The 15776-nt window shown below is 31.7% G+C and carries 13 protein-coding genes; 10 read left to right on the top strand and 3 right to left on the bottom strand.

Translation table 11 applies throughout. From position 1 onward, the window contains the following. Nucleotides 1–72: 72 nt before the first annotated feature. Both ACTJIW_RS15170 and ACTJIW_RS15165 read right to left on the bottom strand, forming a co-directional pair. Nucleotides 73–828: a hypothetical protein gene (locus ACTJIW_RS15170; protein WP_440716594.1), complete on the bottom strand. Its 756-nt coding sequence runs from the start codon at nucleotides 826–828 to the stop codon at nucleotides 73–75. Between the two features lie 151 nt (nucleotides 829–979). Next, a complete protein-coding gene (locus ACTJIW_RS15165; protein WP_440716593.1) occupies nucleotides 980–1654 on the bottom strand; it encodes an ArsR/SmtB family transcription factor in 675 nt (224 codons plus the stop codon). A 73-nt stretch (nucleotides 1655–1727) separates the two neighbouring features. Between ACTJIW_RS15165 and ACTJIW_RS15160 the strand changes: the two genes are divergently transcribed. Next, complete coding sequence (locus ACTJIW_RS15160; RefSeq protein ID WP_440716592.1) at nucleotides 1728–3113, top strand: alpha/beta fold hydrolase; 1386 nt, start codon at nucleotides 1728–1730, stop codon at nucleotides 3111–3113. 57 nt (nucleotides 3114–3170) lie between these two features. Here ACTJIW_RS15160 and ccsA read toward each other — a convergent pair whose 3' ends face one another. Then, nucleotides 3171–6395 carry a cytochrome c biogenesis protein CcsA gene (ccsA, locus tag ACTJIW_RS15155; protein ID WP_440716591.1) on the bottom strand — a complete coding sequence of 1075 codons (3225 nt, stop codon included), beginning with the start codon at nucleotides 6393–6395 and terminating at the stop codon, nucleotides 3171–3173. Nucleotides 6396–6665: 270 nt separating this feature from the next. Here ccsA and ACTJIW_RS15150 point away from each other — a divergent pair, with 270 nt between their 5' ends. From ACTJIW_RS15150 to ACTJIW_RS15110, 9 genes are all read left to right on the top strand, one after another. Then, nucleotides 6666–7427, top strand: a complete 762-nt coding sequence (locus ACTJIW_RS15150) for a Rossmann-like and DUF2520 domain-containing protein (RefSeq protein ID WP_440716590.1) — start codon at nucleotides 6666–6668, stop codon at nucleotides 7425–7427. Further along, nucleotides 7411–7938, top strand: coding sequence for a KdsC family phosphatase (locus ACTJIW_RS15145; protein ID WP_012025012.1), 528 nt, complete (start codon nucleotides 7411–7413; stop codon nucleotides 7936–7938). The genes ACTJIW_RS15150 and ACTJIW_RS15145 overlap by 17 nt, the downstream gene beginning before the upstream one ends. 74 nt (nucleotides 7939–8012) lie before the next feature. Beyond that, nucleotides 8013–8939, top strand: coding sequence for a geranylgeranylglycerol-phosphate geranylgeranyltransferase (locus ACTJIW_RS15140; RefSeq protein ID WP_440716589.1), 927 nt, complete (start codon nucleotides 8013–8015; stop codon nucleotides 8937–8939). Then, nucleotides 8932–9516, top strand: coding sequence for a Maf-like protein (locus ACTJIW_RS15135; protein WP_440716588.1), 585 nt, complete (start codon nucleotides 8932–8934; stop codon nucleotides 9514–9516). The genes ACTJIW_RS15140 and ACTJIW_RS15135 overlap by 8 nt, the downstream gene beginning before the upstream one ends. A 10-nt stretch (nucleotides 9517–9526) precedes the next feature. After that, nucleotides 9527–10057, top strand: a complete 531-nt coding sequence (locus tag ACTJIW_RS15130; RefSeq protein WP_012025015.1) for a mechanosensitive ion channel domain-containing protein — start codon at nucleotides 9527–9529, stop codon at nucleotides 10055–10057. Between the two features lie 112 nt (nucleotides 10058–10169). Next, the gene (locus ACTJIW_RS15125) at nucleotides 10170–11270 is read left to right on the top strand and encodes an AI-2E family transporter (RefSeq protein ID WP_440716587.1); all 1101 of its coding nucleotides are present in this window, start codon (nucleotides 10170–10172) and stop codon (nucleotides 11268–11270) included. 89 nt (nucleotides 11271–11359) lie between these two features. Further along, nucleotides 11360–13189: a hypothetical protein gene (locus ACTJIW_RS15120; protein WP_440716586.1), complete on the top strand. Its 1830-nt coding sequence runs from the start codon at nucleotides 11360–11362 to the stop codon at nucleotides 13187–13189. Nucleotides 13190–13383: 194 nt separating this feature from the next. Next, complete coding sequence (locus ACTJIW_RS15115) at nucleotides 13384–13899, top strand: hypothetical protein (protein ID WP_012025018.1); 516 nt, start codon at nucleotides 13384–13386, stop codon at nucleotides 13897–13899. 217 nt (nucleotides 13900–14116) lie between these two features. Next, nucleotides 14117–15739 (top strand): hypothetical protein, encoded by a 1623-nt coding sequence (locus ACTJIW_RS15110; protein ID WP_440716585.1) that lies wholly within the window; start codon nucleotides 14117–14119, stop codon nucleotides 15737–15739. Nucleotides 15740–15776: the final 37 nt, after the last annotated feature.

The following is a 15776-nucleotide window of genomic DNA, read 5'->3' as shown; positions in this document are numbered from 1 at the left end:
GATAAACTTACATTGGTTTAATACTTTGCAAAAGTAAACAAAATATAAGTTTTTTCCTTCTTTATATTAAACCTATTGGATAAAATAGGGTACATTCCCTTTAAATCCTTTTTGAAGTACTTCGTTTGGTGATGATAAGAATTGATTCGTTTTCCAATTTAATGATCCTAAAAATTGATTTAATAATTTTATTGATTCTGTATTATTATAAATGAATGAAGTTTCGAAAAAAAAATCACGAGGAATCGATTTTTCTTCATAGGAATCATAAAACATATCACCACCTTTTAAAGTTATATCTGCATAATATTGCAAAGGAAAAGTTTCAAGAAGTTTGTAAATTGATTCGGACAACCATTTATTAAATATTCGTTTATGCGGAATTAAATTTTGTGTAAAAACTATTAAGTTTATTAAGCACTTGGTTGTAAAAGAAGGCATGTACTTTTTATCTGTATATTGTTCTAATAAAAAACTCAAGATAGCTAGATTTACTTCTATTGGAGTTTTTGAATTTTCAATTTCTGGTCCATAGTGAAAGTAAAAACTTTTTAAATATACTGGATCAATTACACTGGCCCATAATGCATTAATAACTGGAACAAAAATTTCTGATCTTTTATCTGAATTAAGATACCAATAATTCCATTCACTTAATGAAGCAGCTAATGAAATACAGCCTTTATAACTAATTTTTGAAATTTGTTCTTCTAAGTAGTAATTTGTTACAAGTAAATGGATATATCTATTAAAATTTTCTTCATTCCAAACAATATCTAATCTATCTATTCTAGCTTCTCTGATTATTTCTGGTATAATAAGATTCATTTTTAATAATTAAAAAATTTTTCACCTTGAACTACAATTACTAAAATAGGTTTTTGAGTATTCATTGATAAACTAACATTGATTTAATACTTTGCAAAAGTAAATAAAATATAAGCTTTTTCCTTCTTTTTAAAAAATTTAAATTAAAAAATTATACGATTAACTTCAACTTATCATATAACGCTTTTTGTCCGTTTGCTGTTATCGATACAGCTCTGGAATTATCTATTCTTCTGATCCAGTCCATCTCAAACATTTTGTTTAAAAGTGCTGCCGCCAATGAACCTGAAAAATGATGTTTTCGTTCACTCCAATCAAGACAGGGCTTTGCGAAAATTCTTTTTTGCTTTTTTAATGCTTCAAGATCTATTCCCAAATTGTTGAAAAAAGTTTTCCCTTCTTCTGTCACTAAAAAAGCCTTATTATCTAATACAATATATTTTTTATCTATTAATTTCGCTGTAATTTCTACGCCAATTTTTCCTGCTAAATGGTCATAACAGGTTCTGCAATATTTAATTCCAGAATTATTATCTGTTACTTTTTTTTGTCTTTCTTTGGGAACTAAATTTGCAATTCCTTCAATGACACCAGCAATTTCGGGATTTAATAACTTGTAGTATTTGTGTCTTCCCTGGCTTTCAACAGTCAGTAAGTCAGCATTTACTAGTTTAGATAAATGAATGCTGATATTTTGCGGTGATGTTTCAACAACATTAGCAAGTTCAATTGCCGTATACGCCCTATTATCTAATAGTGTCCATAAAATTACTGATCTCACCGGGTCACCTATTATTGTACTTATTCTGCTAATTTCATTATTCATACCCTGCAATCATAGTTAAGTTTCTATTTAACTGTCAAAGTTATTCCAATTTTATTTTTGTAAAAAAAATACAATGAAAAAAAATACTATTCTGCATGTGTTTATGTTTTTAACTTCATTAATAAATGCTCAAAACAACACTAAAATTTTAAATTCAAAAAACTCAGATTCAATGGAAATTTTAAAAATTCAAAGCCATATTCCCGAACTCAAAATTGCAATTAACCATATAATTCCACAAAAGACTTCTAATGATTATCCTGTTCTTTTTCTTCATGGATCATCATTTCCTGCTGAACTTTCATTTGGTTTTAAAATGAATAATTCTTCCTGGATGCAAAATTTATCTGAAAATGGATATAATGTTTATGCATTAGATTTTTTAGGTTATGGAAATTCTGACCGATATCCAGAAATGAAAAGTCCGTCAAACAAGATTGTTGGAAGAGCTGCTGAAGTTTCTTTGGACGTAGAAAAAGCAGTAGATTTTATTTTAAAAGAAACTGGTAAATCTAAGATTTACTTAATTGGCCATTCTTGGGGAGGTTCTGTTGCTGCTTTATACGCATCTAAAATTCCTGATAACGTAGAAAAATTAGTTCTGTTTGCTGCAATAACAGCTAGAAATGAAAATACAGAATTTGAAAAAATATCAAATTCATTCGAAGAAATGACTCCGCAACAGCGTATAAGTGCTATGAAGAGTTTAACACCAGTAAACAGTGAATGTCAATTAGAACCGGAAATATTTGAATCTTGGGGAGAAATTTGGAAAAAAAGCGATCCTTTGACTTTGAAATCTGAAAATGTGACTGTTCGATTCCCTTCTGGGCCTTCAGCTGACGTTCAGGATTTATTACATAACAACTCATATTATGATCCAAAAAAAATCACTGTAAAAACAATGATTATAAGAGGTGAATGGGATAAATACCCTGATAATAATGATGCTGAAGGCTTGTTTGTTTCATTGGAAAATGCGGCATCTAAAAAATATGTTGTTATTCAAAAAGGAACACATGTTATGCATTTAGAAAAAAGCAGAAATGATTTGTACAACGAAACTTTAAGTTTCCTAAAAGACAATAAAAATACTTTGGAGGATAAAGAACACGATATTGCTGTAATTTTTGAGGTCATTCCAAATACTGCTTACAAACAAAACTATCTTGATATTGCATTAAGTCTTAAACCTGAATTAGAAAAAATAGAAGGCTTTATTTCTATCGAAAGATTTCAAAGTATTTCTAATCCCGAAAAAATACTATCATTGTCTTTTTGGAAAAATGAAAAAGCTATTGAAAAATGGCGCAATCTGGAAAGTCATAGAAATGCACAATCAAATGGCAGAGATTTTATATTTAAAGACTATCATCTGCGAATAGCTAATGTGGTGAGAGACTATGGAATGTTTGACCGCAACGAAACTCCTAATGATAGTAAAAGAGTAAATAAGTAAAATAAAAAAAGGTTCAACTTAATTGTTGAACCTTTTTTATTTATCTAAAGTCGAATACTATTTCTTTTTATAATATTTGCGGTATTTTGGGTATGTAACTGCTCCAATTACTGAAATTACTGCCAAACAATAATAAATCCAGTTTAATGAATGCGCTTCTCCGCTTGCATAAGAGTGTAAACCAACTAAGTGGAAGTTTACTCCATAATAAGTAAACAAAATTGAGATAAAGGCAAACATACTCATTAAGTTAAAGAACCATTTTCCTCTTAAAGCAGGTACAAAACGTGCGTGAATTACAAACGCATAAACCATAATCGAGATTAAAGCCCAGGTTTCTTTTGGATCCCAGCCCCAGTAACGACCCCAGCTTTCATTTGCCCATTGTCCTCCAAGGAAGTTACCAATTGTAAGCATGATCAAACCAATTGTTAAGGCCATTTCGTTAATGTAACTTACTTCTTTGATATGTAAATCCATTTTAGCTTTGTTTTTCTCATTGGTAAAGAAAATCAATACTAAAGCAACAAAACCTAAAATCATTCCTAATGCTGTTGGACCATAACTTGCTACAATTACGGCAACGTGAATCATTAACCAATATGAATTAAGAACAGGCTGTAAGTTTGCAATTTCAGGATCAATCCAGTTCATATAAGCCGCCATTAAAATCATTGCGGTAACAAACGCAGATGAAGCCACAGTTAATTTTGATTTTCTGTCAAAAGCCAGTCCAAAGAACATCGTTGACCAAGCTACGTAAACTATAGATTCGTAAGCGTTACTCCAAGGAGCGTGGCCAGAAATATACCAGCGGGCAATTAATGCCAATGTATGAAGAACAAATAACAATCCTACAATAATATGGAAACCATTAACGGTAATACGAAGCCATTTTTTCTCGAAGAAAATGTTTAAAATCGTAAACATTAACATCAATATAGATGCTGTAATATACCAATATGGCAATACTTTGAAAACATCATATTTGTTGTAAGCAATCTCTGCATCGATTTTATCTTCTGATGGACGTACTTTGGCTCCAAATTTCTTCTGGAAACCATTAATGCTTTCTACTAATTGATCTGCAGTATCCCAGTTTTTAGAAATTGAAGCATTATTTAAAGCGCTAAAATATAATGGAAGGATTTGTTTCACATACGTAGAATCCATTCCTTTAAAATTGTTATTATCACGCTCTAAGTATGAAACCCATTTGTGGTTTGGATCATTTGGAATTGGAAAAATTTTCAAAATGCTGCCGCTTAAAGCAGATTCCATTAAGTTTACTTTTTTATCTGTTTCAACAAAATCTTTCTCAAAGTTATTTGGATTTGCTGCTTTATAAGCTGCATCTAAATAAGGAGATAATTTATAATTTCCCTGCTCGTCAAAGAATTTTATAAAAGGAGCATATTGATCTTTTGAATCAATTCCGATAATTTTACGAATACTATCGTTTCCTGATTTAATATAGATTAAAGGAATCTGAATCCAAACCTGCCCATATTGCGTCATAGACAAGAAAACCTGATCAGAATTCATTCCGTTATATTTATCACTGTGGCTTACTTTACGAAGTAATTCAGATGAAAACGTATTAATAGGTTTCATTCTTCCTCCAGCATCCTGAATAATCAAACGTCCAAATTTTGCTGCGTGAGATTCTGGCGCTTTGTAAATATTCAATAATGAGTCTAATTGTTTTTGACTTGGCGGTGCTGTAACATGATTAGCGTGATCATTTGGATCTGTACTATGATTATGTTCGTGTTCATGAACGTGTCCCGGTGTGTGAACGTGCGGCGCTTCCTGAGCAAAACCACTTAATCCATTTAAAGCAATAAATAAAACCAATATTTTAATTAGTTTTTCTTTTTTCTTTTGAATCGCTTCTAATTTCTTTTTCAAATCTCCAAAACGAGAATGTTTAGTAAACATAATTGCCATTAAACCAATGTATAATAGAAAATAACCTAAATAAGTAATATTAGTTCCCCAAAAATCATGGTTTACTGATAGAACAGTTCCTTTTTCGTCCGGATCAAATGAAGACTGAAAGAAACGATATCCTTTATGATCCAAAACGTGATTCATAAAAATATCTGCATCAAAAGTTTCTGTAGAATCCTGAACTGTTACTTTACTTTTAAAAGCAGAATAACTTTTTTCTGTTCCAGGGTATTTGTCTGCAATAAAATCGTTTAATTTTATTTTAAACGGCAATACATACGCTTTACTTCCATAGAATAAAGAATATTCAATATTTCCTATTTTAACTGTTTTAGGTTCTCCAATACTTCCTTTAGAACCCATCAGCATTACTTCTTTTTCCTGTCCTTCAGCTTTTACTTTTACAATCAAAGCATCAGTATGAGATTTTGCTTTAAAGTCATTATTCGATTCATAATCAACTTTTCCTTTAATTGGCGGTTCAGGAAAAACGATACGAATATCACCAATACTGTATAACGAACGCATCATTAACGGCTGTACATTATCCTTAGTAACTTTTCCTTTAAACTGATCTGCCATTCGCATAAATTCACCTTCAAACGGAGTCTGAATAGTGTATTCTTTTCCGGTTGTATTAATATTAATAGCGCCGTCAGTTGGTTTATTTAAAGCGAACAATACATTGTGAATGTTTTGAACTTCACCTTCTTTCAGGTAATGCTCTTCACGTCCGCCTGCTCCTGCTTCAACTAATTTAAGATATAAAATTCCGTTTGGATCTTCTTTTACAACCTCTTTGGCTCCCATTATATACTTAGAATAGGTAACCTCAAACGGAGTCTGATCGAATTTTCCGTCAATAGAAAAATCGTTATTGGTAACTGGAGAAAGCAGCAGGCTTTTTTCAAAAACTCTACGTTTCATTTCTCCTTTATATTCACCGTCAACAAAAACGGTTAAGAATGTTTTATCTGAATAAATTTGGTTTTCTGCCGCACCTTCGCGAATTGGCATCATTCCTTCATAACTAATATAACGTGTAATAAAAGCTCCTAAAATGATAAAAATAAAGGCAATGTGAAGTAATAAAGTGGCCCATTTTTCTTTTTTATGCAATTGATAGCGTTTGATATTTCCGAAGAAATTAATCACAAACACCAGCATTATTGCCTCAAACCACCAAGTATTATAAATTAAAATTCTGGCTGTATCGGTATTGTATTTACTTTCGATAAAAGTTCCAACACCCATTGCAATTGCGAATGTTAGAAAAAGAACGGCCATTAATCGTGTAGAAAACAAAAAAGAGAATATTTTTTTATCCATTTCTTAGGAATTACATTGTATAAAAGTGCCACAAAAATACTTAAAAATGTTGATTTGAGGTAAATGTTATTTGTTAATAAAAACCAAATAATCAGGTGTAACAAAAGCCCGCAGATTACACAGATTTAATGGATTATTTTTTAAGTTTCTTTTATTTTTCTGCAATAAATAAAACATAAAACCATATAAATCAGTCTAATCTGTGTTATGTGTAGTCAAACTTAGCCATACCATATTTTCTTTAGAAAAAATAATGTTAATTTTGCGGGTATGATTCGACTCACAATTATTGGTTCCGGAAACGTCGCACAGCATCTGATAAAAGCTTTTTCAGCAAATCCTCTTGTCGAAATTGTACAGGCATTTTCGAGAAAAAAAGAAGCCTTAATTCATCTTCTTGATTCAGATAAAATTGTAACCGAATTTTCTGCATTAAAAGAGGCCGATTTATACATTATTTCGGTTTCAGACAATGCCATTTCAGATGTTTCAAGTCAATTACCTTTTGAAAACCAATTGGTTGTTCATACTTCCGGCACGACTTCAATTGATGTTTTAGATTCAAAAAACAGAAAAGGCGTTTTTTATCCCCTGCAGACATTTTCAAAAACCAAAGAAGTTGATTTTTCAGTAATTCCGATTTGTTTAGAAACTGAAAATCAGAATGATTATGCAATTTTAGAAAATACAGCAAAAAGTATTTCAAATGCTGTTTTCTCCATAAGTTCTGAGCAGAGAAAAGCATTGCACGTTGCAGCCGTTTTTGTAAATAACTTTACCAATCATTTGTATCAAATTGGTCAGGAAATATGCGAAGAACATCAGGTTCCTTTTGAAGTTTTAAGACCTTTAATTCAGGAAACTGCCGAAAAAATTAAAACATTAGATCCTGTTGATGCTCAAACCGGTCCCGCAAAACGACATGATTCGGTTACAACCGATGCACATATGGATTTTATTACAAACGAAAATCAAAAAAACATTTATAAAATACTAACACAATCTATACAGAATAATGGCAAAAAGTTATAAAGAAATGATGAACGACATTACAACATTTATTTTTGATGTTGATGGCGTACTTACAGACAGTTCGGTTTTTGTAACCACAGAAGGAGAAATTCTTCGTACGATGAATATTCGTGACGGTTATGCCATGAAAGCGGCTGTAGAAAGCGGTTATAATGTGTGTATTATTTCTGGCGGCAGCAACGAAGGTGTCCGCGTAAGACTTCAAAATTTAGGAATTACTGATATTCATTTAGGAACTCCTGATAAAGTTAAAACATTTAAAGAGTATACAGAAGCGAACAACATCAAACCAGAACAGGTTTTATATATGGGAGATGATATTCCGGATTATCATGTAATGAAATTAGTAGGTTTACCAGCTTCTCCTCAGGATGCAGTTCCTGAAATTAAAAACATCTGCCGTTATATTTCGCACGTAAAAGGCGGAAAAGGTGCAGCAAGAGACGTTATCGAACAGGTAATGAAAGTACAGGGAAAATGGATGGAATATTTTAACGGAAAACACGATTAAATTTAATTGTGAATTGTTAATGATAAATTGTTAATTAAAAAGCTTAGAACCTTAGCATCTTAGCATCTCAAAAAATGAAATACCTAAAACTAATTCGATATAAAAATCTACTCATGCTTGCTTTTATGCAGGTTTTATTTCGTTATGCTTTTTTAAAACAACAGGATATTCCTTTGGCATTAGCTGACTGGCAATACGGACTTTTGGTTTTAAGTACAGTTTTGCTTGCGGCGGCAGGTTATGTAATTAACAATATTTTTGATGTGCCGACAGATACCATCAATAAACCACAGGATGTTGTTGTTGGTAAAGGAATTTCTGAAACCAGAGCGTACAATATTTATATAGGATTAAACATTACAGGTGTAGCATTAGGGTTTTATCTTTCAAATGTGATCATGAGGCCAATGTTTGCTTCTCTTTTTATTTTTATTGCATCGCTTCTTTATTTTTATGCAACTAATCTAAAACAGATCATGATTCTGGGGAATTTTGTAGTTGCTTTACTCCTTTCTATTAGTGTTTTAATTATTGGTGTATTTGATTTATTTCCTGCTACAACTACCGAAAATCAGGCTCAAATGGCCAGCTTATTTTCAATATTGGTTGATTATGCTTTGTTTGCCTTTATGATCAATTTTGTGCGCGAAATAGTAAAAGATATTGAAGATATGGACGGCGATTACAATCAGGGAATGAACACACTGCCAATTGCTATCGGGAAAAACAGAGCTGCTAAAATTGCGTTGGGATTTACTATAATTCCGTTTATTTTATCACTGCTTTACATCAATAAATATTTCTTCCAAAATAATCTGTTAATCGTGACGTTTTATACGTTTGTTTTTGTTCTTGCACCATTATTATATTTTATAGTAAAGATATTCGGCGCTAAAACAAAAAAGGATTTTCATCATTTAAGTACTATTTTAAAATTGATTTTGTTCTTCGGAATTTTATCAATTTTAGTAATCAGCTTAAACCACCAATACAATGCTTAAAGAAAAACTCAAAAAATATAAAATTATACTGGCTTCGGGATCACCTCGCAGACAGCAGTTTTTTAAAGATATGGATCTTGATTTCGAAATTCGCTTAAAAGATGTAGAAGAAATCTATCCGCCTGAATTAAAAGCAGTCGAAATAACCAATTTTCTCGCAGAATTAAAAGCAAATGCTTTTGAAGGAGAATTAAAAGAAAATGAAATATTGGTAACCAGCGACACAATTGTATGGCATCAGAATAAAGCTTTGGGCAAACCAAAAAATGCCGAAGATGCTTTTCAAATGATCAAATCAATGTCGAATACAACTCATGAAGTTATTACATCGGTTTGTTTTAAAACTAACACTGCTTCTACCCTTTTGCATGATGTTACAAAAGTTACTTTCAAAGATTTATCGGATGAAAGTATTTTATATTATATCGAAAACTACAAACCTTACGACAAAGCTGGTGCATATGGCATTCAGGAATGGTTTGGTTTTATGGCAGTTACAAAAGTCGAAGGTTCTTATACCAATGTTATGGGACTTCCAACAGCCAAAGTTTACGAATATTTGACTACATTAGTGTAAAAATTTATTTATGTTTTCTTTAAAAGAATATACTCAGGAAATACTTGCCACAATAATTCTTCTTTTAGCTTTAGTCGCTTTACGAATGATTACGGCCAAATTAATCCGCCGTTTTGCCGCCTCAAGCCACTTATTAGAACATCGTACTAATTTAGTTATCAAATACACTCATGTATTTATGAATATTTTGGTAACAATTAGTTTAATTGTAATTTGGGGAGTAGAAACAAAAGATATATTCATTACTGTTTCATCAATTGCAACCGTTATTGGTGTTGCCATGTTTGCGCAATGGTCTATTTTGAGCAATATTACTTCTGGAATGATTTTGTTTTTTTCATTTCCTTTCAGAATTGGCGATACTATAAAAATTCACGATAAAGATTTTCCAATTGAAGCCGAAATAGAAGATATAAACACTTTTCATGTAAGTTTACGAACTAAAGAAGGCGAAAAAATTATTTTTCCTAATAATCTCCTGTTGCAAAAGGGAATTTCAATAATGCCTGCACATTACGAAGAGAAAGAATTTTTTGACTAATTTTTGAATGGGAATTTTATAAAGTATATAGAAAAAGCTGGAACGTTATAATTTAATTATATTATAATATTTGCTTTACGAATTGTATATCTATTTATAAAATTTCACCAAAATGACTCAACCTTTAAAGCTGCCGTTTTATGCAAAGCTTGCTTGTATTTTAGTAAGTTTAATTTCTTTTGCTTACATTTTCTGCATTGCAAAAGATATTTTAACTCCCGTATTACTGGCATTTTTATTTGCTGTTTTATTACTTCCAATATTTACTTTTTTAAACACAAAACTTAAACTACCAAGACATCTGGCAGCAATAATCTGCATGGCTGTTTTTCTCTCTTTTATTGTGGGCATTTTAGTGTTTATTTCCTATCAGGTAACCTATATGGCTAACGATTTTGACACCATAAAGAAAAACGCCAATTCATTTATTATTGAAATTCATAAGTTTATCAGAGAAAATTTTGAGATCAGCATTGGAGATCAAAAAAAATATCTTGACTCAGTTACAAAAGATTCAGTTAAAAATGGCCAGGCAAAATTAGGATCGGCCATAATATCTATAAGCGATGTTCTTTTAGACAGTACTATTATTATAATTTATACGTTTTTGTTCTTAATCTATAAAGAACATTTTAAACTGTTTTTAGCGAAACTTATAAGTAAAGAGAACCATTCTGTTTTAAAAGATATTCTTTCTCAAATCAAAGTTTCTATTAACAATTACATTGTTAGTTTAATAATTGAAATGATCGTTGTTTCTGTATTAACCGGTTTAGGATTGTGGATTATCGGCATTAAATATTTTATCTTATTGGGATTGATAACCGGAATACTAAATCTTATTCCTTATATCGGAATTTTAATTGCCGGAATTATAACTGTTTTGGCTTCATTGACGGGTTCAGCCGAGATTTCGATGATTTTAGGAATTTTAATAGTAAATATTATTGTTCAGTTTATTGACAACAATCTGCTTGTTCCATTAATTATAAATACAAAAGTAGAAATCAATGCTTTTGTCTCAATTATGGGAATTATTGTGGGCGGAGCCGCCGCCGGAATCTCCGGAATGTTTCTAGCAATTCCGCTTTTAGCGATATTAAAAATCATATTTGACAGAATTGAATCGCTTGAACCATGGGGATATTTAATGGGAAATCATATTCCGAGAAAATTTGCCTGGCGAGTACGCAGAACCAAAACACAGGAGTAAAATAATCTCTTGATTATTTAAATATATCTGTTATTTATCTTAAATTCATAGAATAATCTGCCTTAAAATAAAGTTTTAAACCGATCTGAATGTTACTAAATAAAAAAATAATTGTTTTTATTTCCTTATGCTTTTGTTTACAAAGCATTTGCGCTCAGACAGATAAAACAAAAAAGGAAAATCCTCCCAAAAAAGACAGTACGGAGATTTACACCAAGATTAAAAACTATTCTAAAAAAAATAAATTTACGCAAACACTTCATAAACTGCTTTTTAGAACCAAAAGACCTAAAAAAAAGGAAATTATTATACCTACAGATTCTCAAAATTATGAAGGTAAAATTATTCGAAATATAAATATTGTTACACTGGATCCGTTTGGATATTCCATTACAGATACAGCGGCAAAGCCAAAAAATTGGGGAGAAAGAACCGGAAACAGACTGCATTTAAAAACCAAGAAAATAGCCATCTACAATCTTCTTTTATTTAAAAGAAACAGTGTTTACGATACTTATAAAGTACAGGAATCTGAGCGTTTAATTCGTGCCCAAAGATACGTTACAGCTGTTCGAATTACTAATGAACTGGCAAGTCCGGCTTCAGATTCTGTTGATGTAACCATCAGGGTTTTGGATTCCTGGAGTACAATTCCGCGTTTTTCGATATCCAGCAGCAGAGTTTCTGTGGGATTTAAAGAAAAAGATTTTTTTGGTTCAGGACAACAGCTTGAATATCGTTTTACAAACAGGTTTGATGATGGAGCAAATGGAAACGATATTACATACACGGTTCCTAATATAAAAAACACGTATATCTCGACCGTCCTTCACTACAATATGGATTTAGATAATAATTATACTAAAAGTATTGATATTGAAAGGGATTTTTATTCTCCGCTGACAAAATGGGCGGGCGGTGTTTTTGTAGGCCAGAATTTTAGAAAAGATACTCTGCAGGCACCAGACCAATCGTTTGCTTTTCAAACTTTTAAAAACAATTTTCAGGATTTATGGGTTGGTAAAGCCACAAAAGTTTATGAAGATGATAATGAAGCTATTACTAATTTAATTACTTCTGCGCGATTTTTAAACGTCAATTACAGCGAATCGCCAGATTCTATACATGATCCTACCCATTTCTATTCTGATGAAAAACTGCTCTTAATGGGCGTTGGACTTAACAGACGTAAATTTATCAAAGACAGCTATATTTTTAGAAACGGTCAGATTGAAGACGTTCCTATTGGGAGAATTTATGGAGTTACATTTGGCTACCAGTATAAAAATAATATCTGGAGACCTTACGCCGGGGCACAATTTTCTTTTGGAAACTATTATCGTTTAGGATTTTTAAGTATGAATTTTGAAGCTGGAACTTATTTTCATGAATCAAAAACGTATCAGACATCTTATTTATTTGAAGCCAATTATTTTACTAAGCTTTTTAGTATAGGAAACTGGAAATTACGACAATTCGTTAATCCAAAAGTAGTTGTTGGAGCAAATCACGAAAATATTATAGGAGATCAGCTTAACGTAAATGAAGAAAATGGTCTGGCAGGATTTAGGACTGCATTATACGGAACAAGTAAAACAGTTTTATCCTTGCAGACTCAAACCTATTCTCCGCATGCACTTTGGGGATTTCGTTTAAATCCGTTTTTTAATTATTCGATCGCATTTTTAGGAAATCCAAACAGCGCAATGTTTGACAGCAAATCGTATTCTAAAGTAACTTTAGGACTATTAATCAGTAATGACTATTTGGTTTTTAGTTCCTTTCAGCTGTCACTGTCATACTATCCAAGTATTCCGCTTCAGGGTGATAATGTTTTCAAAACCAATACTTTTGAAACTACAGATTATGGTTTGCAAAATTTTGAACTTGCAAAGCCAAGAATTGTAGAATATAAATAATTAAAAATATTTTGATTTTTTTTGATTTGTTTAAGACTCAACAAACACTTTAAAAATCAATATTTTACAATAAACTTACCTTTATTCTGCTCGACAAAACACATATTTTATTCGACGAAATGCAGTTGTTTTTTATTTTTGGCACGGTATATGAAAATCTCTAAACAAGATTAACATTTTAAATTTTAGAAAAGATGAAAACAATAAAAATAGCAATCGCCGGATTATTTCTTTTGGTTGCAAATGCCACACAAGCTCAGGTATCAATTAACGTTAATATAGGAACACCTCCAGCTTGGGGACCTGCAGGATATTCTGAAATGGAATATTATTATCTTCCAGACATTGAGGCTTATTATGATGTACGTGCATCACAATTCATCTATTTCGGAAGAGGAAAATGGGTTAGAACAACTTATTTGCCAAGACAATACAGAAACTATGATTTATACGGAGGATACAAAGTAGTTTTAACAGATTACCACGGAAGAACTCCTTATGTATATTTTGACCGTCATAAAGTAAAATATTATAGAGGATACCACGGTGCACCGCAAAGACCTTACAAACCAAGACCGGTTTACGGATATAATGATCGTCATGACCACAGAGATTACAAACATTATGACAAACATGATAAACACCACGGAAAACACGACAGACATGACCACGATGATGATCATAGACACGGAGGTCCTGGAAGAAGATAATATCAAATTACTAAGTTTTAACTGCAAGAGAGTATCAAAATTATTGATACTCTCTTTTTTTTAACTATTATTTTTAATAACTTTAGTTAAAACAGTAAGCTTTTCGCATAAATAGCATAACACAATGATTTAAAGCTATTTATTAACAGAACAAACTTGTTTTATTAGATTTATAACATACATTTGCAGCGAATTTCAAAATCCAAAAAACACAATTATGAAAAAGAATGTCTATTTATTTTCATTTTTAGCATTGTCATTATTAATTTCTTGTGACGATAACAATGACAACAAAAACGATCAATCGTTAGACAGTATTACAATTACCTCAGATCAAAACACTTTAAATCAAAGACTTGATTACACTAACTCAGGAGTAATTGCTATCGAAAACGGTGCGTTAACTGGTAAAACTGCCGAAAACACCGTTACTTCTTTCCCTTTAGTCCAGATTGCTGAAATAAAACCACCGGTAGACGCTAATGGAAAAACTTTACAAGCAAGCCATGTAACTGTAAATGGCAACTACGCTTATGTTTCTTATATTACAAGAGGCGATGTATATTCTGGAGCTATCGATGTTATTGATGTTTCAGATCCTTATAAACCAAAATTAGTTACATCTGCTTTAATTCCTAATACAGATATTACCTCACTTACCTACTCTAACGGAAACCTTATTATTGGTGCTGCAAAAGATGTAGACAAAGATCCGTTATTAGGCAGTAATCCAGCTGTTGTTTTCAATATGCCGTTAAGCTCAGGATTACTAACAGATAAATTAACTACTAATTATTTAGAAAGCAGAGTAACAACAGATGTTGCGGCTAATACTTCTAACTATTTTGCTGTAACTGGAGATAACGGAAGTTTATTTAAAATAAGTACTTCAACAAAAGCAGTTACAGGAAAAACTGCAATGGCAGATTTACGTTCGATTGCTTTAACATCTGATAAAGTTGTGACTTTAAGCGGTACTAAAGGCGTTAATATTTACAATCAAACAACACTTGCTCTGCAAAAAAGCTTTACAACATCTACAGATGTAAGCGGTGCAAAAAGAACTATGGATATTGACGGAACAAAACTTTTAGTTTCTGAAGGTTCAAACGGTCTTGGTGTGTATGATATCAACAGCGGTTCTAAATTACAGACCATTGCAATTGCGACAGCCGGAGAAGATAATGTTACCAATGCAGTTTCTATAAACGATGGATATGCATTTCTTGCTAATGGTGCATTAGGACTTAATGTTTACCAGCCGGGAACACAATACAGCTTATTAGGTTCTGTAGGAATTGCAGGTTCATCAAACTATGTAAAATCAAGCGGTAACTACATTTATGTTGCCAGCGGAACAGGCGGTTTAAAAATCATTAAGATGGAAAAACCAAATACAACGTTTGCAAGCTGTTTAACTTATGGTTTATATAATCAAGGAAAAGATTTAATCTTGAATTCAAATGAAATTAAATCGTATCAGGGAGCAACTTCTATAAATTCAGCAATTATAAATTCTGGAGCAACATTAACACATTGCGGTGCTATCTCAGTTTTAAGTAACTTAACTTTAAACAGCGGCGGTACTTTTAATATGAGAGGAAGTTTATCTCAGGGTAAATACCAGCAGTCAAACCCAACAGAACTTGTTATCAACAGCAATTCACTATTGCAAATTGAAGGTTCAGTTGTAATTTGGGGAGATTTAAGATTAAACAGCGGTGCCAAAATTAATTTTATCGGAAACGATTCTTCTATTACTATTTACGGAAAAGTAACTAAAGGAAGCAACGTAACCATAACAGGAAATTACAAAGACACCGAGAACAAATTAAAATAAAATTGTAAGCGTTAAGGCACTTTACAACTTAATATAG

It is taken from the genome of Flavobacterium sp. 22659, assembly GCF_052044235.1.
Classification (GTDB): Bacteria; Bacteroidota; Bacteroidia; order Flavobacteriales; family Flavobacteriaceae; genus Flavobacterium; species Flavobacterium johnsoniae.
The sequence above is the reverse complement of the archived record's forward strand: the minus strand, read 5'-3'. Positions and strand labels throughout refer to the sequence as shown.